Source organism: Hymenobacter cellulosilyticus, from assembly GCF_022919215.1.
Classification (GTDB): domain Bacteria; phylum Bacteroidota; class Bacteroidia; order Cytophagales; family Hymenobacteraceae; genus Hymenobacter; species Hymenobacter cellulosilyticus.
Genome location: NZ_CP095046.1, coordinates 3,104,190 through 3,120,668 on the forward strand (window position 1 = coordinate 3,104,190; position 16,479 = coordinate 3,120,668).

The 16,479-nt window shown below is 62.8% G+C and carries 20 protein-coding genes; 14 read left to right on the top strand and 6 right to left on the bottom strand.

Annotated elements, in window-relative coordinates; all coding sequences use genetic code 11:
* Positions 1–606: an amidohydrolase family protein gene (locus MUN79_RS15300; RefSeq protein ID WP_244673556.1), complete on the top strand. Its 606-nt coding sequence runs from the start codon at positions 1–3 to the stop codon at positions 604–606.
* Positions 607–717: 111 nt separating this feature from the next.
* Here the strand turns inward: MUN79_RS15300 and MUN79_RS15305 are convergent, their stop codons facing one another.
* The 3 genes from MUN79_RS15305 to MUN79_RS15315 are packed head-to-tail and all read right to left on the bottom strand — an operon-like array spanning position 718 to position 3,993.
* On the bottom strand, positions 718–2,367 hold the full coding sequence (locus tag MUN79_RS15305) for an outer membrane beta-barrel protein (protein WP_244673557.1): 1,650 nt from the start codon (positions 2,365–2,367) through the stop codon (positions 718–720).
* Positions 2,346–3,446 (bottom strand): hypothetical protein, encoded by a 1,101-nt coding sequence (locus MUN79_RS15310; protein WP_244673558.1) that lies wholly within the window; start codon positions 3,444–3,446, stop codon positions 2,346–2,348. Before MUN79_RS15310 ends, MUN79_RS15305 begins: the two co-directional genes overlap by 22 nt.
* Entirely contained in the window at positions 3,439–3,993 is a 555-nt protein-coding gene (locus MUN79_RS15315; RefSeq protein ID WP_244673559.1) for an RNA polymerase sigma factor, read from the bottom strand. The genes MUN79_RS15310 and MUN79_RS15315 overlap by 8 nt, the downstream gene beginning before the upstream one ends.
* A 215-nt stretch (positions 3,994–4,208) precedes the next feature.
* Between MUN79_RS15315 and MUN79_RS31110 the strand changes: the two genes are divergently transcribed.
* Genes MUN79_RS31110 through MUN79_RS15345 form a run of 7 tightly spaced genes read left to right on the top strand, consistent with a single transcriptional unit; the run spans position 4,209 to position 8,390 of the window.
* Positions 4,209–4,658, top strand: coding sequence for a PhzF family protein (locus MUN79_RS31110; RefSeq protein WP_311136492.1), 450 nt, complete (start codon positions 4,209–4,211; stop codon positions 4,656–4,658).
* Positions 4,634–5,005: a PhzF family protein gene (locus MUN79_RS31115; protein WP_311136493.1), complete on the top strand. Its 372-nt coding sequence runs from the start codon at positions 4,634–4,636 to the stop codon at positions 5,003–5,005. Before MUN79_RS31110 ends, MUN79_RS31115 begins: the two co-directional genes overlap by 25 nt.
* Positions 5,005–5,397, top strand: coding sequence for a DoxX-like family protein (locus MUN79_RS15325; RefSeq protein WP_244673560.1), 393 nt, complete (start codon positions 5,005–5,007; stop codon positions 5,395–5,397). The genes MUN79_RS31115 and MUN79_RS15325 overlap by 1 nt, the downstream gene beginning before the upstream one ends.
* A 1-nt stretch (position 5,398) precedes the next feature.
* A complete protein-coding gene (locus tag MUN79_RS15330; protein ID WP_244673561.1) occupies positions 5,399–6,139 on the top strand; it encodes a DUF2071 domain-containing protein in 741 nt (246 codons plus the stop codon).
* Positions 6,136–6,888, top strand: a complete 753-nt coding sequence (locus MUN79_RS15335; protein WP_244673562.1) for a class I SAM-dependent methyltransferase — start codon at positions 6,136–6,138, stop codon at positions 6,886–6,888. Before MUN79_RS15330 ends, MUN79_RS15335 begins: the two co-directional genes overlap by 4 nt.
* 25 nt (positions 6,889–6,913) lie before the next feature.
* The gene (locus MUN79_RS15340; protein ID WP_244673563.1) at positions 6,914–7,261 is read left to right on the top strand and encodes a hypothetical protein; all 348 of its coding nucleotides are present in this window, start codon (positions 6,914–6,916) and stop codon (positions 7,259–7,261) included.
* Between the two features lie 58 nt (positions 7,262–7,319).
* Positions 7,320–8,390 carry a tetratricopeptide repeat protein gene (locus tag MUN79_RS15345; protein WP_244673564.1) on the top strand — a complete coding sequence of 357 codons (1,071 nt, stop codon included), beginning with the start codon at positions 7,320–7,322 and terminating at the stop codon, positions 8,388–8,390.
* Between the two features lie 250 nt (positions 8,391–8,640).
* Here MUN79_RS15345 and ruvC read toward each other — a convergent pair whose 3' ends face one another.
* Positions 8,641–9,273, bottom strand: a complete 633-nt coding sequence (gene ruvC / locus MUN79_RS15350) for a crossover junction endodeoxyribonuclease RuvC (RefSeq protein ID WP_244673565.1) — start codon at positions 9,271–9,273, stop codon at positions 8,641–8,643.
* Positions 9,274–9,364: 91 nt separating this feature from the next.
* On the opposite strand from ruvC, the gene MUN79_RS15355 reads away from it, so the two are divergent.
* From MUN79_RS15355 to MUN79_RS15375, 5 genes are all read left to right on the top strand, one after another.
* Positions 9,365–10,411 (top strand): lysylphosphatidylglycerol synthase transmembrane domain-containing protein, encoded by a 1,047-nt coding sequence (locus MUN79_RS15355; protein ID WP_244673566.1) that lies wholly within the window; start codon positions 9,365–9,367, stop codon positions 10,409–10,411.
* Positions 10,408–10,695: a hypothetical protein gene (locus tag MUN79_RS15360; protein WP_244673567.1), complete on the top strand. Its 288-nt coding sequence runs from the start codon at positions 10,408–10,410 to the stop codon at positions 10,693–10,695. The genes MUN79_RS15355 and MUN79_RS15360 overlap by 4 nt, the downstream gene beginning before the upstream one ends.
* Positions 10,689–11,336, top strand: a complete 648-nt coding sequence (locus tag MUN79_RS15365; RefSeq protein ID WP_375378175.1) for a glycosyltransferase — start codon at positions 10,689–10,691, stop codon at positions 11,334–11,336. The genes MUN79_RS15360 and MUN79_RS15365 overlap by 7 nt, the downstream gene beginning before the upstream one ends.
* On the top strand, positions 11,333–11,566 hold the full coding sequence (locus MUN79_RS15370) for a hypothetical protein (protein ID WP_244673568.1): 234 nt from the start codon (positions 11,333–11,335) through the stop codon (positions 11,564–11,566). Before MUN79_RS15365 ends, MUN79_RS15370 begins: the two co-directional genes overlap by 4 nt.
* Positions 11,567–11,670: 104 nt before the next feature.
* On the top strand, positions 11,671–13,449 hold the full coding sequence (locus MUN79_RS15375) for a tetratricopeptide repeat protein (RefSeq protein WP_244673569.1): 1,779 nt from the start codon (positions 11,671–11,673) through the stop codon (positions 13,447–13,449).
* Here MUN79_RS15375 and MUN79_RS15380 read toward each other — a convergent pair.
* Both MUN79_RS15380 and MUN79_RS15385 read right to left on the bottom strand, forming a co-directional pair.
* Positions 13,434–14,459: a DJ-1/PfpI family protein gene (locus MUN79_RS15380; RefSeq protein ID WP_244673570.1), complete on the bottom strand. Its 1,026-nt coding sequence runs from the start codon at positions 14,457–14,459 to the stop codon at positions 13,434–13,436. The two genes, MUN79_RS15375 and MUN79_RS15380, sit on opposite strands and share 16 nt — an antisense overlap.
* A gap of 109 nt (positions 14,460–14,568) precedes the next feature.
* Complete coding sequence (locus MUN79_RS15385) at positions 14,569–15,531, bottom strand: GlxA family transcriptional regulator (protein ID WP_244673571.1); 963 nt, start codon at positions 15,529–15,531, stop codon at positions 14,569–14,571.
* 397 nt (positions 15,532–15,928) lie between these two features.
* Here MUN79_RS15385 and MUN79_RS15390 point away from each other — a divergent pair, with 397 nt between their 5' ends.
* Positions 15,929–16,432 (top strand): c-type cytochrome, encoded by a 504-nt coding sequence (locus MUN79_RS15390; protein WP_244673572.1) that lies wholly within the window; start codon positions 15,929–15,931, stop codon positions 16,430–16,432.
* Positions 16,433–16,479: the final 47 nt, after the last annotated feature.

The window sequence follows — 16,479 nt, forward strand, 5'->3', positions numbered from 1 at the left end:
GTGGATATTTTCTGCGAGGAAGGAGCCTTCAGCGTGGCCGATTCGCGCCGCTACCTGGAGCAGGCCAAAGAGCTGGGCTTCGGACTGAAGATTCACGCCGAGCAGCTCCACGACCTGGGCGGCTCGGCTATGGCCGCTGAGCTGGGCGCCGTAAGCGTAGACCATTGCGACTACCTCAACGCCGCCGATGGTGCTGCCATTGCCGCCAGGGAGCAAACCGTGGTGGTGGTGCTGCCGCTGGTGCCGCTGTTTTTGCGGCAGGAAAAGTACGCGCCGGGCCGGCAGATCATTGAGCAGGGCGTGCCCGTAGCCATCAGCACCGACTTCAACCCGGGCTCCTGCCCCAGCAAAAACCTCTGGCTGGCCTTGTCCCTGGCTTGCCTGAAAATGGGCTTCACCCCGAAAGAAGCCCTGGCCGCCGTGACCCTCAACGCTGCCTGGGCCCTGAACCGGGCCGCGGATGTGGGGAGCCTGCAAGTCGGCAAGCAGGCCGACATCCTGGTGCTCGACCTGCCCGATTACCAGGAAATACCCTACTGGCTGGGCGAAAATCCGGTTCGTGAGGTCATCATCGGCGGCGTTGTGTGTAGCGCAGCGGCGGAATAAAACACAAAAAGGGCGGCCAAAAGCCGCCCTTTTTGTTGTCGCCGGTAAGCAGGAAAATCAGGAAATAATGAATGGATACGAATAGAATAGTAGCAGAATGCGGGATAATGATTAAAGCTGGTTTAGTGCATCGACCAAAGCGGCGGGCGTAGTTTCCTGCAGAGTGGGCGTCACGGCCACGCCGGCCTGGGCAGTGGTATTCTGCCGGCCGTAGTAGAGCTTGCTCTCAACCGTGCGGATAACCACCACGCTCAGAGGCGTTTCGGTCGGGATGCCGGGCATCTCGAAGATGTTGGGTGCCTTGAAGTTGCAGATGCGGATAGCCCCGTTGAAGGTGCGGAACACGGCAAACACCATCGTGTTGCTGGTTGGATCTATGTTAGAGCCGGGCACCGTCACCTGGATGGTGGTGCGCGGGTTGGGGCTGCTGTAGAATTTGTCACAGTTAAGCCAGTTGAGGCCGGAGTTATACAGGGAGCTGCTCACCGTGATGGTATTGGAAGCGCCGCCGGCACTGGGCTGCAGCGCCGAGGTAGGGTCCCGGTTCAGGCTCCATTCGAAGCAGGCAGAGCCGGCGCCCCCGCCCCAGCCGCCCACAAACAGGCGCATAGAGTCGCGGGAGGCCACGTTGGGCGGCGTCTGGGTTTGTACTGTCAGCTTCGTGCCCGGGGCCATGGTGATGGTCGAGTCCTTATCGGCCCGCAGGTACACTTCTCCCGCCGATTCGAGCAGCCGCCCACCCGAAATAGTCGGCATGTTGCTGAGCACCATATCGGCCCGGCTGAACACCTCCCGGAAGCTTAGCTCGACCGGTCCGGTCCCCGTTTGCCCTCTGCGCAGGAAGGCGTTGGGCGGAATGGTAACGACGGTGCCATTGGGACTGGTAAAGACGTTGGTGCGGGTCGGGTCGTAGGTTATTTTCTGGACCGGAGCCCCGAGCTGGGCCGTCAGGGCATTCAGCGTGGGCGGAACCGTGACGGGTCCGGGCGTAGTGCCGTCCTCACAGATAACCATGCCGGAGTCGAGCTGGCAGGAGGGAAGCAGCAGGGAAAAAGCCGCGAGGGCAGAAAGCAAAAGTCGTTTCATCATTGACAGAATCAAGAGAGTAGAAGAGAAGAGGGGCGCAGGCTTAGTGCTTGCGAGGGTCCAGGTCCCAGCTGTAGCCGGCCTGCAGACCCAGGTTCCAGGGCGGCGCGGGGCCCGGCCGCTGGCGCCGGTTGACAGGGAGTTCAGGAAAATCTGGCCCTGGGGCCGGATAGTAAGCCATTGGCCCAGGGCAAACTGGTAGCTGGCAAAAGCGCCGCCGGTGAGCAGCAGGTTGGTACGGGTGAAGGGCATTGCCTGCTGGGAGCCGTTCCACTGCACCTGTTGGCATTTGCAGGCCGAGCCTTCCGTAGTTTTGGCGCCGGTCAGGAAGGCTCCCGTGCCCCCGGCCTGCACCCCGTAGCGCCAGCGGGCATTGCCGGCAAGAGTCAGCTGGGCCTGCACCGGAATGGTCAGAAAGCCGTAGGTATCCCGGAATTTCTTGCGGGTCAGCGTGTTCTGCTGGCCCAGGGAGTCGGAAGCCGATTTGCGGAGCTGATAGTTCAGGGAAGTGGCGTATTCGGAGTAGCCCAGGCCCGCACTCACGGCCAGCTGCCGCGACAAAGCGTAGGTAGCCGACACCTGCCCGCTGTAGCCCAGGGTGGGGCGCTCCAGGCGTTCCACTTGGGTGGGCGAGCCGCCCAGAAACCGGTAGCTCAGGCCCGAGCCCAGCAGCACCTGGGCGCTCCAGTTGCGCAGCCGGATTTCCTGGCGCGTGGGCCGGCGCCGGGGGCGCGCCGCACGGCCTCTACCTCCGGCTCGGGCGTTTTGGCTACTTCCGTCCGCACCACCAGCAGGTTCAGCGGCTCATTGCTGATTTTGGCTTGCCGAGCCCGGTTACGCCGGATGCTGGCCACACTCTCCCGGGTAGCCAGGCTGCGGCTGCCCGCTGATTCTGCATCCAGCAAAGAGGCATTGCTTGAAGCTGAGCGGCTCACTCCCGAGCGGCGGCTGGCCGTGCGAGAAGCCACCGTGCGGCTTGGGTCGGAAACTGCCGTGCGGGCCAGCTCTGCAGCAGCGCGGCGGCTGGCCGACAGAGCAGCCTTACGGGCAGCCCCAGTGCTGGCTCCAGCGGCTGCCAGCATTGGGGCCGAGCGCCGGGTGCTGCGCCGGAAGCGGCGGTTGCGTGCGGCCGAAGCTGCTTTTGAGCCAGAAGTTGCAGCGGCTACCGTAGCAGAAGCCTCTTCGCCGGGCTGGGATGTGGCCGTGGCTTCTTCCGCGCTGCCTGAGCCGCCACGGCGAGCTGCCCGCTTGCCACGGGTGTCGACGCTGGCCAACAGCAACTGCTGCCGGGTAGACGAAGCCGAGCCGTTTCTTGGGCTATTAATAGCGCCAGCAGCTGCGGCGGCTGGGTTCCCAGTCTCTGAAGCCCTAGTGGTGCTGCCTTCGCCAGTACCGGCTTGGGCCGTGGCATCGGCCAGCGGTTCAGTCGTTACTGATACGTCGTTGGGCTGCTCGGTGGCAAGGCCCCTGGATGTTCGGGCTCCGCTGCCGGGTTGCTCACCGCGACTGGCCACGGCGGGCGGGCCAGAGCTGCCAGGACCGAAAACGGCGGGGCCCCATTGCTGAGTGCCCACCGTAACGCCCACCAGGAGCGCCCCGACCAGCAGCAGCCACAGCACCGGCCGGAACCGGCGCTTGCGGGCTGGTACCTGCTCCCGGATGCCACGCCACACCGTTTCGGGCGGGGCGCTGCCGTAGCCCTGCAGCTTCTGGCGCAGGTCGTTATAAAATTGTTCCGAGTCGTGTTCAGTCATGATGCGAGGGAGTCTGGGCCTGCTGGTGCAGGCGTTCTTCCAGCAGGCGGCGGGCCCGGGAGAGCTGCGACTTGCTGGTGCCTTCCGAAATGCCGAGCAGCTCACCGATTTCGGCGTGCGTGTAGCCTTCGATGGCATAGAGGTTTAAAACCGTGCGGTACCCCGGCGGCAGAGTATTCATCTGGCGCACCAGATCATCGGCCGAGAGCTGGTCGAAGGGGGTGCCGTCGGGATGGTGCACGTTGGTGGCTTCCTCGGGGTCGAGGGGCAGGCCACGCTGCTGCTGTTGCTGCCACAGGTTCAGCGAGGTGGTCACGGCAATGCGCCGGGCCCAGGCCTCGAACGGACCCTGGTTGCGAAACTGGTCGAGCCGGGTGAAGATCTTGACGAAGGTGAGCTGCAGCGCATCTTCGGCATCGGCCCGGGAAGGGCAGTAACGCAGGCACACGCCCATGAGCTGATAGCCCAGCCGCTCGTAGAGGCGTCGTTGGGCTGCGGGCCGGCCCCGGCGGCAGCCATCTACGAGGGCATCAATTGATTCAGCCATAGGCAGGGCAGAAAATAAGCGGGTAGGTATAGAATCAGCTAGCGTTCTGCCCCATGACCGGGCCCCTGCGGGAAGGGTTGCGCAGGCAATGAATTTATTTTGTCCGGGTTTGGACCTGGCCATATAACCCAAAAAACCACAATTTCCGCCGTACTTCCGCTACCGCGCCTTCGGGTTCTTCCTGTACCTTTAGCCCCTATCCACACTTCCTTCCCATGCTGCTTCCGCTCTACCAGATCGACGCCTTTACCGACCAAGTCTTTGCCGGCAACCCCGCCGCCGTGTGCCCGCTCACCGAGTGGCTGCCCGCCGAAACCATGCAGGCCATTGCCGCCGAAAACAACCTGGCCGAAACCGCCTATTTCGTGCCCCTGCAGGGTTCCGACTACGAAATTCGCTGGTTTACGCCCACGGCCGAAATTGACCTCTGCGGCCACGCCACGCTGGCTTCGGCCCACGTGCTGTTTCGCCACCTCAACTTCCAGGGCGAGGAAATAACCTTCCACTCCAAGAGCGGCCCGCTGCGGGTGCGCCACGCCGCCGATGGCCGCTTCACCCTCGACTTTCCTTCCCGGCCCCCACAGGTGCTCGAAGCCCACCCCACCGGCCTGCTCGACGCCTTGCGGGCCACGCCCTGGAAGTGCTGGCCTCCCGCGACCTGGTAGCCCTGTTTAACTCCGAGGCTGAAGTGCTGGCCCTGCACCCGGATATGGCCAAAATAGCTGCTTTGGAGTACGTGGGCGTCATTGCCACCGCGCCCGGCACCAACGGCATCGACTTCGTCTCGCGCTTCTTTGCGCCCCGCGTGGGTGTGCCCGAAGACCCGGTGACCGGCTCGGCCCACGCTTCCCTGATTCCGTTCTGGGCCCAGCGCCTGGGCAAAACCGAGCTGCGTGCCCGGCAGGTGTCGGCCCGGGGCGGCGACCTGTGGTGCGAGCTGCGCGGCGACCGGGCCCTGATGAGCGGCTACGCGGTGACGTATCTGAAAGGCGAAATCGAGTTGGGCGTGTAATGCCGGGCGGGGAGGTGATTCGGACGGGGCTGCGCTATGGCATTGCGGCCGTATGGCTGGCTAACGGCCTGCTGTGCAAAGTGCTGCACCTGGTGCCCCGGCACGAAGCCATTGTGGCCCGCATCCTCGGGCCGCGGTTTGCCGCGCCCCTCACAGTACTTATCGGTGTGGCCGAAATCGGTATGGCCATTTGGGTGCTGAGCCGGTACCGGGAGCGGCTCAGTGTGGGTCTGCAGATTGCGCTGGTGCTGGGTATGAACGTGCTAGAGTTCCTGCTCGCCCGGGACTTGCTGCTCTGGCAGCAGCTCAATATCATCTTTGCCGGCCTATTTGCGCTGCTGCTGTACTACTATGGTTTCCGACTGCCGGCAGCTTCTGTCCAAACCCGCTGATATGGCCTGGCTTGCGCATCATCCCTTCGGCGTGGAAGCCCGCCTGACCCGCACCACGGTGCTTACCTACGCCGTGCCTGCCGCCGAGCTGCAGCGCCTGATTCCCGAATGCCTCACCCTGGACACGCTCGACGGCACTTGGGGCTTTGTGGCCGTGGCCCTGGTTCAGACCCGGGAGCTGCGGCCCGCGGGCCTGCCGGCTTGGCTCGGGCACAGCTTCTTTCTAATCGGCTACCGGGTATTCGTGCGCTATACCACCCGGACCGGCAAGCGCCTGCGTGGGTTGTACATCCTCAAGTCCCAAACCGACAAGGTGAAGATGCAGTGGCTGGGCAACCTGTTTACCGGCTACGGCTATAGTACTATCGATATCCAGCAGACGGCCGCCGAAGGTCAGTTACGCTTTAACTCCACCAAGGCGGACCTGTCCATTGCTGTCGAGGTGTTGGCCGATGACGAGCCCGCTCTGCCCGCCGACTCCCCGTTCCCAAGCTGGCAGCAGGCGCGGCGCTTTGCGGGGCCGCTCCCCTTCACGTTCTCCTATGACCAGACCCAGCGGCAGGTTGTCATTGTGGAAGGCGTGCGCGAAGCCTGGCACCCGCAGCCCGTGCGGGTGCTGGCCGCCGAGGTTGGCTTTATCCAAGAGCTGGGCTTGAGCGGCTGCCAGCTGGCCAGTGCCTTTACCATGACCGACATTCCCTATCACTGGAAAAAGGGGCGGACCGAGCCTTGGCCCGCATGAGAAGGCCGCTGGAAGGAGTCTGGAACGTGGTACGCTTCAACTGGCACTTCTACGTGGGTGCTGGTAGCGGCTTGCTGGCTCTGGCTGCCGCTACGTATTTCAGCCCCGCGACTTGGCAGCTCTACTTGCTGGCACTGCTGGTGCCGGGCATCTTACCGGTAATAGTGTCGCTGCTGGTGTCGTACTACGTGTACGACGTGTCGGACCTCTACCGGTTTGGCTGGCTGACCATTGACCCAGGCACCCAGGGGCGAATGGCGAATATCCACGCTGGTTTTGACGAGACGAGCACGCTGCTGCGGCAGCGGTTTGCTCAAGCTGAGCTGCATGTGTTCGACTTTTACGACCCGGACTTGCACCGGGAAGTCTCCATCAAACGGGCCCGGGCGGCGTATCCGCCGTTTCCGGGCACCATTACCGTGCAGCCCCAGGCTCTGCCGCTGCCCGGTGCCAGCACCGACTACGCCCTGGTATTGCTCTCGGCTCACGAAATCAGGCAGCAGCGGGAGCGGGTCGCTTTCTTTAAGGAAATACGCCGCACGCTGCTGCCCCAGGGCCGCATTATAGTCGTCGAGCACCTGCGCGACCCGGCCAATTTTCTGGCCTACACCATTGGGTTTTTCCATTTCTATTCGCGCGCTACCTGGCTGCAGGTATTTCGGGCAGCGGGCCTGGAAGTGGTGCAGGAACAAAAAATAACTCCTTTTGTCTCGGCGTTTACGCTTCAGGTTCATGGAAACTCATCTTAGGATTGTTGGATGCCTATTGGTAGGGTTGGCGTTGCTGCACGCCGGCTTTCCGCGCTACTTCAACTGGGCCGGCGAATTGCAACCCCTGAGCCTGATCAACCGGCAGATGGTGTATGTGCATACCCTGTTCATTGCCCTGACCGTGCTGTTGATGGGCCTGCTATGCCTGAGCAGCGCCGCTGAGCTGGTACACACCCATTTGGGTAGGGTGGTGTGCCTTGGGCTGGGCCTGTTCTGGCTGGTGCGCCTGTTGGTGCAACTGGTGGGTTACTCGGCTGAGCTGTGGCGGGGCAAACGGTTTGAGACGACGGTGCACGCAGCTTTTATCGTGCTCTGGAGTTACCTGACGGGTGTTTTTTTACTAGTGTTCTGACGGTAATTTTTAGCTTTAAGCTACCTGTTGCTTTTTTACTCTAATCCATTGCTGCGCTATGCGTTACTTCAGTTGTAAGCTTGCTTTTACCGTTCTTTTCGCCGGCCTTGTTGCCACGGCCCAGGCCCAGGCGCCCGATGAGGTCAAGGCGCTGATTAAGCAGGGTGTAGCCCTCTACGACGAAGGCAAGTACGACGAGGCGGTACTGCGCTACAAGCAGGCCCTGAAGCTGGCCCCAGACAACTTCACGGCCCAGTATGAGCTGGCCATGACCTACGGCCACTTGGACCGCCACGAGGAAGTGGTAGAAATCTGCAAAAAGCTGCTGCAGGACAATGCCAATGCCGATGCCAACGTGTACGTCATCTACGGCACGGCCCTCGACGACCTCAAACAGCCCCAGGAAGCCATTCGAATCTATCAGCGGGGCATCAAGAAGTTTCCCGACAACGGCCTGCTTTACTTCAACCTGGGCGTAACCCAGGCCAGTACCCAGCGCTACGAGGAGGCCACCGAAAGCATGCAGATGGCCGTGCGCAAGAACCCCCGGCACGCCAGTGCCCACCGCATTCTGGCCTTGCTCACGGCCCAGAGCAACCGGGTGCCGGCCATCTTTGCCTCCGTGCGCTTTCTGCAGCTAGAACCGCACAGCAAGCGGGCCATCGGCGGCCTGGAGGTGCTCGATAAGCTTATGGGCAAGGGCGTGCACAAAACCGGGGAAAACGCCGTAACCCTGAACGTGACTCCGAACATGCTCAAGCAAATGAACGGCAAGAAAAACCAGCCTGACAACTTCGGGCAGGCCGATTTGCTGCTGACCATGGCCTCCGCCCTCGACTACGACGAGAAGAACAAGGACAAATCTGCCACGGTGCGGCTGGCCGAGAAGCTGACTTCGCTGTGCCAGAGCCTGGAGGAGCAGAAGCCCGAAAACCACCCGGGCTTTGCCTGGAGCTACTACGTTCCCTACTTTATTACCCTGAAAAAAGCCGGCTACCTGCCCACGCTGGCCTACCTGATTCAGGCCGCCCGCCCCGGACAGCCCGAGGCCCAGCAGTGGCTGGAGCAGCACCCGAGCGAAGTAAAAGAGCTGCAGGAATGGTCGGAAGCCTACAAGTGGCCGGAGTAAGGAGTGAGATGGTGAACTTGTGAAATGGTGAGCTAAGTTTTCTGTCATTGCGAGGACGCAGGACATTCCGCGCATCAAGCGGCGTCAATCCGTCCTCTACTAGTGACCAAGTATTCTTTTACCAGAAAGCCCTTTATCGGTGGTTCGATAAAGGGCTTTTTACTTTAGAACACTCCCTACATTTCAGCGGACGCGTTGCCACGGCCTTCGGCCTCGCAATGACAAGGGGTTTACCACTTCACAATTTCACCTACTTCGCCTTGGCCTTGGCCGGGGCTTTCTTGGTGCTGGAGGCGCTGGCCATTCGCTCGGGGTTGTCGGTCAGGAACTTGTCCCAGCTCTTGGTGCCGGCCTTCACGTTGTTGCCTTTCTGGTAGTGGTGGCACAGGGCCACGGCTAGCGCGTCGGTGGCGTCCAGAAACTTCGGCGCTTCCTCGATGGGGGGTAACTTCAGGGTCTGGCGCAGCATCTTGGCTACCTGTTCCTTGCTAGCCGAGCCCGAGCCCGTTACGGCCTGCTTGACCTTGGTGGGAGCGTACTCCACGTAGGGAATCTGGCGGGAGAGGCAGGCGGCAATGGCCACGCCCTGGGCCCGCCCGAGCTTGAGCATACTCTGCACGTTGACACCAAAGAAGGGCGCTTCAATGGCCAGCTCGTCGGGCAAAAACTCGTCAATCAGCTCCAGCATCCGCTCGAAGATCTTCTTGAGCTTGAGGGCGTGGTTGTTGCCGATTTTCTTCATGTCAATCACGTCGTAGCGCAGCACCGTAACGCGGGAACCCTGCACCTCAATCACGGCGTAGCCCATAATCTGGGTGCCGGGGTCGACGCCCATGATGATTTTGGGAAGCAGTTCCTGGGAAGCGGCGGAGGACAGTAACATAGGCTGGCGTGGGACGAAGGCGGAAAGACCGGAGGAGTACCGTTGATTTTTTCGTCGGTAACTTGCCGAAGCTAATCACCACCCCGCCGTTTTGCCCCCGCCCAACTTACAAAACTACGTCCAAAACCCGGAACCACCGGCACCTTCCCGGCGCCGGCTGCTGGTTATTGGGGGCAAGGTGCTCGTTACGGTCCTCACCCTGGGTTTGCTGTACCACTCGGTAAAGGGCGACGGGGCGACGGCCGAGGCCTGGCAGCGTCTGCTCGACTCTACCCTCAGCGGCTCGGGCCGAGGGCCGGTGCTGGCAGCCCTGGCTCTGGTGCCCGTCAACTGGGGCCTGGAAGCCTGGAAATGGTGGCGCTTGGCCCGGCACCTGGAGCCTGTCTCGTTCGGGCGCTGCTTTCGGGCGGTGCTGGTGGGTCTTACCCTGGGCTTCGTGACGCCCAACCGCGTAGGCGACTACGCCGGCCGCATTATCGAGCTGAAAAGTCGCCGGCTGGATGCGTTGGGGGCGGTTTTTCTGGGGCGCTACTGCCAGCTGGTAGCCACGGTGGTGGCCGGCACGGCGGGCTTGCTCTACTTTTTGCTCACGTTTTACCTGAAGGGCTACCCCTCGGCCGGCCTGGGGCTGGTAGTGGCGACCATCCTGCTAAACGCCGGCGTCATTCTGCCCCTGTACCGTTCCCGCCTGCTGCTCACGGCCCTAACAGTTGTGAAGCCCTTGCGGCGGTTTCGGCGGTTTCTGGCCGTAATGCCCACGTATCCGGCCCACGCCCTGCACGTTATTCTGGGTTTGTCGATGCTGCGTTACGCCGTGTTTTGTTTGCAGTTCGGGCTCTTGCTCTGGGCCTACGGGGCTTCGCCGCCGGTGGGGCCGGGGCTGGCTGCCATTGCCGGCACGTTTCTGCTCAAGTCCTTGGTGCCCTCGCTCAATGCCCTGGCCGACGTGGGCGTGCGAGAATTGTCGGCTACGCACTTGTTTGGTATGCTGCACGAGCCGGCCCTGCCCGTGCTTAGTGCCAGTCTGAGTTTGTGGGTGATCAACATTGCCCTGCCCAGTGCGGCCGGCCTACTGTTTGTGCTGCGCCTGAAGGTGTTTCGCCGGAAAGACCTGGCTTCTCAAAAACCGCAGCCATGAGCAGCGCCGCTTGGGTCGGCGGGGCTTTGCTGGTGCTGCCCGCCGTGTACACGGCCCTGATGCTGCGCCTACGCCGGGCCTGGGAGGCGCTGCCTGTCGTAGAGCCAACTGAACCACAGGCCCTGGCGGCCGAGCCGCTGTTTTCTGTCCTGGTTGCCGCCCGCAACGAGGCCGAAAACCTGCCCAATCTGCTGCGCGACTTAGCCCAGCAGCGCCTAGCCCCGGCCGCTTCGAGGTACTCATTGCCGACGACCATTCCACCGATGCCACTGCTCAAGTGGTAGCCGAAGCGGCCCGGCACAGCCCATTCCTGCTGCGCCTGGTGCAGCTCCGCGAATTGCCCACGGCCGGCACCGGCAAAAAAGCTGCCCTGCAAGCCGCCCTGCACCACGCCCGTGCCCCCTGGATAGTCTGCACCGATGCCGACTGCCGCTTCGGCCCCGACTGGCTGAGCAGCTACGCCGCCGTGGTTACCACCGATGCGGAAGCCCGCTTCATCAGCGGCCCGGTGCTGCTCACGGGGCCTGCCACCGCCTGGCAGCAGCTTATGGGCCTCGAATTCGCGGGGCTGGTAGGCGTGGGGGCTGCCGGCATCGGGAGCCAAAACCCGACGATGTGCAATGGAGCCAATCTGGCTTACCGCCGCGAGGCCTTTGCTGCCGTGCAGGGCTTTGCCGGCAACGAGCACCTGGCCAGCGGCGACGACGAATTCCTGCTGCACAAGCTCCACGCGGCCTTTCCCGGCAGCATCCGCTTCCTGAAGCACCCCGCCGCTTTGGTTTCCACGGCTGCTCCGGCCACGCTGGCTGCTTTGCTCCGGCAGCGGGTGCGCTGGGCCAGCAAGTGGCGGCACTACCAGCACCCGGCCTCCCAGCAGCTGGCTTTGCTGGTACTGGGGCCAACGTGGCGTTATTCGCGGATTTGATTTTGACCATAATTCAGCCCGTTCTCTGGCCCTGGACGCTGGCTGCCTGGGTTCTGAAGCTGGGCGCTGACTGCTGGTTTTTGTCCCCTGTGCTGCGGTTTCTGGGCCGGCTCCGGTGGCGGCGGTGGCTGCTGGTCCTGCAGCTACTCTATGCGCCCTACGCCCTGGCTACCGGGCTGCTTGGCCTGCGCGGGAGCTATGTGTGGAAGGAGCGCGCGGTTACGACCTGAGATTTTCGTATTTTCAGTAGTAGTCCCGGCGGGGCAGCGGTAGGGCAGAGGGCCCCCGGCCGCGCCGGGCGGATGATCTTTTCACCGTTTACTGGGTTCCGATCATGAAACTACTGATATTCCGCCCCGTGCTGTACTTGCTCGTGCTAGGGCTGAATTGGGCCTGCACCGAGAAAAAAGCTACCCCTTCCCGCAAGGAGCTCATCGAGCTGAACCTGAAGGCGGGGCGCCGCCTGAGCTGCGGGCCGGCCAATCCGCAACTGGGTGCGGTGCAGTTTCCGGTGGCCTGCAGCGCGGCCAATCAGGCCGATTTTGACCTGGGCCTGAAGCTGCTCCACTCCTTTGAGTACGACGAGGCCGAGAAGGTTTTTGCCGGCATCCTATACCGGCAGCCCGACTGCCGCATGGCCTATTGGGGCGTGGCCATGAGCAACTTTCACCCCCTCTGGACGCCTCCTTCCGAACCCGAGCTGCGCAAGGGAGCCGCGGCTCTGCACCTGGCCCGGGCCCTACCGGCTGGCCCCGCGCGCGAGGCCGCCTACCTGGCTGCCGTAGGGGCTTACTACCAGGATTGGGTTACCGTCGACCATCCGACCCGCTGCCGCCGCTTCGAGCAGGCCATGGAAAAGCTGGCGGCGGCTTACCCCGCCGACCGGGAAGCCACCGTCTTTTATGCCCTGGCCCTGACGGCCGCGGCTTCCCCGGCCGACACCACCTACGCCCGGCAGAAAAAGGCCGGCGCCATTCTCTCCACGCTCTACGCCGCCGACCCTACCCATCCCGGGGTGGTGCACTACCTTATTCACGCCTACGACACGCCCACGTTGGCGGCCCGGGCCCTGCCGGCCGCCCGGCGCTACGCGGCCCTGGCGCCTTCCTCGGCCCATGCCCTGCACATGCCTTCCCACATCTTTACTCGTCTGGGACTGTGGCAGGAAGGCATCAGCGCCAATCTGACGTCGGTGGCGGCGGCCCAGTGCTACGCTGAGCAGGCCGGCCTCAAGGGGCACTGGGACGAGGAGCTGCACGGGCTGGATTACCTGACCTACGCCTACCTGCAAACCGGCGACAACGCCCGGGCCCGGCAGCAGTGGGAGTACGTGAAGGGCATTCGGGAGGTGTCGCCGGTTAATTTCAAGGTGGCCTACGCCTATGCCGCCGTGCCGGCGCGCTATGTACTCGAAAACAAGCAGTGGCCCGCCGCCGCCCGGCTCGAAAGCCACGAGGGCAGGTTTCCCTGGGCGCAGTATCCCTGGCAGCGGGCCATGCTGCATTTCACCCGGTTGCTGGGCGCAATTCACACCCAGGCCCGGCCGGCGGCCCACACCGAGCTCCAGGCCCTGACCCGCCTGCACGAGCAGCTTCTGGCGGAAAAAGACGAGTACAAGGCCCGGCAGGTAGCCAACCAACTAACGATGGGCACGGCTTGGCTGCGCCTCCTGGAGGGCCGGCAGCAGGAGGCTCTGGTACTGATGACCCGGGCCGCCGACGAGGAAGACCACACCGAGAAGCACCCCGTAACGCCCGGCGAAATCCTGCCGGCCCGGGAGCTGCTGGCCGATATGCTGCTAGCTGTGCACCAGCCGGCCGCGGCCCTGACGGCCTACGAAGCCAGCCTGCGCAAGCACCCCAACCGGCTCAACAGCGTGTATGGCGCGGGCCTAGCCGCCGAGCAGAGCGGGGACCTGCGCAAAGCCGGGCACTACTACCGGCACCTGCTCACGTTTGCCCGGCCCACCGGCTCCACCCGCCCGAGGTGCAAGCCGCTCAGGCTTTCCTGGCCAGGCAGCAGGCCGTTGCGCGGGTGCGGTAGGAGAGGAGTGGGGCTGCCGATACCGGGCAGCAATGCCCACGATAGGCCAGGCCGCTACCGCTGCTTCTGATACACCGGACCCGTTTGCTCCAACGAGTAGCCCGTGACTTTACGGCCTGTGCCGCGCTGGAAAACTACCGGCTTGCCAGCCACGTTGGAAAACTCGTTTTCCCGCTCGTAGTACAGCGGGTAGCTGTTTTGGCCGACCACTGCCAGCAACTCGCCCGGGTGGGGGCTGGGCTTGATGACCAATTGCTGCCCATCCGGATACTGGTAGGTACCGGTATAAGGCGCCAGGTCCTTGGCGGCGGGCAGTTTGGTGTAAGGATTATCGGGAGCCAGCAGCAGCCCGTCGCCGGGCTTCCAGTTGTCGTATTCCATGTAGTAGGCCGTGCGCTTGGCCGCGTTTAGCCCCTGCAGCTTGGCCACTAGGTGCAAGGCCCCGTCGATGCCTGCCGATATACCGGCGGTAGTGATGACCCGACCATTATCGACGAAGCGCACCTGCCGGCGTACGTCCACGGCCGGGTAGTCGCGCTGCAGCTTGTCGAGGGTGCTGTGAAAGGTGGTAGCCACTTGGTTATCCAGAATCCCGGCTTCGGCCAGCATCAGGGCGCCGGTGCAGACCGAGAAATAGTAGGCCACGTCTTGCTGGGCCCGCAGCCAGGCCTGCACCTCCGGGTCCTTGAAAACGGCGTTGGAGTTGCCGCCAAAGAAGGCCACGATATCAGCCTTCGGGGCATTCTGCAGGGTGTAGTCGGGCTGAATGCGCAGCACACCCTGGGAGGTAATGGGCCCGGCCGCCTTGGTCACGGTAAATACCTGGTAGCCGGCCGAGGTGAAGACTTCCAGCGGCCCGGCAAAGTCGAGCACTTCTACCCCGTCCTGCAGGTAAAAGGCAATGGTTTTAACTTCTCTTCCAGCCGCCAGCGGCCGGTGGCCGACCGCACAAGAGCCGTCTGGGCTCGGAAAGTCTGGGTCATCGGCTGAGTAACCATGCTGCGGCCGGGCCTGGCAAACGACTTGGCTAACCAGCAGAAGCGCGGTGAGAAAAAACGGGAGGCGGAAGGGCTTTTTCATGGTTTCCGGGAGTAAGCAGGGAGCAGAAGGAACCGAGCTGCAAACCTAGTCCCGGACCCCGGGGCAGGGCAAGGACAACTACCCCCGGAAAAAGGACAACTTCCGGCGCCTAGCCGCCGCTACCGACCTGGCTGGGTAGCACGCCCGCCTGCTTTTTGAGCAGCTCCCGGAACTGATTGGCCCCGGCAAACCCGCAGCTCTGGGCCACAGCCTCTACCTTGAGTCCCTCCCGCAGTAGGGCCACGGCCCGCTCCAGGCGCAGCTTGTCCTGGTAATGGCCGATGGTCAGGCCCGTGGTTTTCTTGAATAAGCGGGTCAGGTTGCGCGGACTCATGCTCACGGCGGCCGCCAGCTTTTCCAGGTTCCTGCCCTGGCTCAGGTCCCGGGCCAGGTGGTCCTGCACCCGGTGAATCCGGTCGTCGAGGTGGTTGCGGTGCTGCAAAAACACGCTCAGCTGCGGGTCCTTTTCGGTGCGCCGCATGTACACCACTACCTCCTTGGCCACCTGGGCTGTCAGTAGCGGGCCGTACGCTTCTTCCAAGATATAGAGGGCCAGGTCGATACCCGACGACACCCCGGCTGTGGAGTACACGTTTTGGTCTTTTACAAACAGCCGGTCCTGGAGCAATAGTGCGGCCGGAAACCGGTGGCGGAAGTCGGCTAGGTATTTCCAGTGGGTAGTGCATTGCCGGCCGTTCAAGAGGCCCGCTCCGGCCAGCAGGTAGGCCCCCGTGCACACGGCACAGAGCTGGGCCCCGCGCCCGTGCTGCACGCGCAGCCACGCGTGAAAGGGCGCTAAGGATTGGTTGAAGGCCGCATCAAAGAGCAGCTGCCGGTCGAGCCCGGGCAGAAACACGTAGTCCTGGGGGCCCAGCGTAAAGTTGCCGAACGACTCCAGCCGGGTAAAAGCCAGCCCGGCGCTGGAAGTGGCCTGCGGGGCTCCGTCCAGACTCAGGAAGTGCAGCTCCAGGTCGGCCCCCAGCTCCCGGGCCTCGTAGAAAATATGGGCCGGCCCGTTGATGTCGAGCAGGTGGACCTGGGCCGGAAAGCAGAAAAAGATGCGCGTCATCATGAACAGGAGAAAAGAAGCTCCTGCTAAAGGTATCTGAAGCGCCGGCAAAATCCCGCCGTCCGGCAAGTGCCAAGTGGCGGAATGGCCTTTTGCACCACGCCAGCCTGTGTAGTAGCGGGCCGCCTGGGTGCCCTCCGTTGGCAGCAGGGTTTGGGTTTTGCGCTAGCTGTGTCATGTCTGTATGCCTCACCGCCGCCGGCCCGCCCAGGCCGGAGAGAAACCCGTTTGGGGCCGAGCTAAAACCGGCCAAGCTACGACAGAAATAGTCCCCAAAACAGGGTATAATCGGTTGTTTCTGCGCTATTCCTGAGCGTACTTAATCTACTGAATCAACGGGCTGTTAAAGGCCTTTACCCCAATGCGGAAGTACGATTTTGCCTGGATGTTGCCGGCTTGTATGCTGGCTATTGTAGTAGCTATGGGCAGTATGCTGCTAAGTGCGGCAGGCCTTATTTCCATTTTGCCGCCGAGTGCGCCACAGCTGGCCGCCTTGGCCCCTGACAGCACCCAGGCCCAGCCCCTGGATTCGGCGCAGCTGGCCGCCGCCCCCGCAGCCATTGATTCGGTGACAATGGTAGCCAGTATTCAGGGCAAAGCCATTTTTGAGAACAACTGCGCCCAGTGCCACGCCATCAACGAGGTGGTGGTAGGGCCCGCGCTGAAAGATGTGCACACGCGCCGCTCCATTGCCTGGCTGGTACCTTGGGTGCGGAATTCGAGCAAGATGGTAGCCAGCGGCGATGAGTACGCAGTGAAGATTTTCAACCAGTACCAGAAGCAGCAGATGCCCAGCTTTCAGCTTTCCGAAGCCGAAATCAAGAGTATCATGGCCTATATTGAGGTAGAGTCGACCCTCACTGCATACAACAACACGACGGGCCCGCTTCCATACCCGCGCTAAGTCTAAATAGATAGCGGTAGAGCAGCAAACAGGGGAGAAGCCCGTCC

Bases quoted from the DNA above. Each gene is read 5' to 3' on its own strand.
- ruvC (WP_244673565.1), bottom strand. From the start codon at position 9,273: ATGTTACTGTCCTCCGCCGCTTCCCAGGAACTGCTTCCCAAAATCATC.
- MUN79_RS15330 (WP_244673561.1), top strand. From the start codon at position 5,399: ATGGCCTGGCTTGCGCATCATCCCTTCGGCGTGGAAGCCCGCCTGACC.
- MUN79_RS15315 (WP_244673559.1), bottom strand. From the start codon at position 3,993: ATGGCTGAATCAATTGATGCCCTCGTAGATGGCTGCCGCCGGGGCCGG.
- MUN79_RS15390 (WP_244673572.1), top strand. From the start codon at position 15,929: ATGCTGGCTATTGTAGTAGCTATGGGCAGTATGCTGCTAAGTGCGGCA.
- MUN79_RS15325 (WP_244673560.1), top strand. From the start codon at position 5,005: ATGCCGGGCGGGGAGGTGATTCGGACGGGGCTGCGCTATGGCATTGCG.
- MUN79_RS15385 (WP_244673571.1), bottom strand. From the start codon at position 15,531: ATGATGACGCGCATCTTTTTCTGCTTTCCGGCCCAGGTCCACCTGCTC.
- MUN79_RS31110 (WP_311136492.1), top strand. From the start codon at position 4,209: ATGCTGCTTCCGCTCTACCAGATCGACGCCTTTACCGACCAAGTCTTT.
- MUN79_RS15345 (WP_244673564.1), top strand. From the start codon at position 7,320: ATGCGTTACTTCAGTTGTAAGCTTGCTTTTACCGTTCTTTTCGCCGGC.
- MUN79_RS15310 (WP_244673558.1), bottom strand. From the start codon at position 3,446: ATGACTGAACACGACTCGGAACAATTTTATAACGACCTGCGCCAGAAG.
- MUN79_RS15375 (WP_244673569.1), top strand. From the start codon at position 11,671: ATGAAACTACTGATATTCCGCCCCGTGCTGTACTTGCTCGTGCTAGGG.
- MUN79_RS15335 (WP_244673562.1), top strand. From the start codon at position 6,136: ATGAGAAGGCCGCTGGAAGGAGTCTGGAACGTGGTACGCTTCAACTGG.
- MUN79_RS15360 (WP_244673567.1), top strand. From the start codon at position 10,408: ATGAGCAGCGCCGCTTGGGTCGGCGGGGCTTTGCTGGTGCTGCCCGCC.
- MUN79_RS15380 (WP_244673570.1), bottom strand. From the start codon at position 14,459: ATGAAAAAGCCCTTCCGCCTCCCGTTTTTTCTCACCGCGCTTCTGCTG.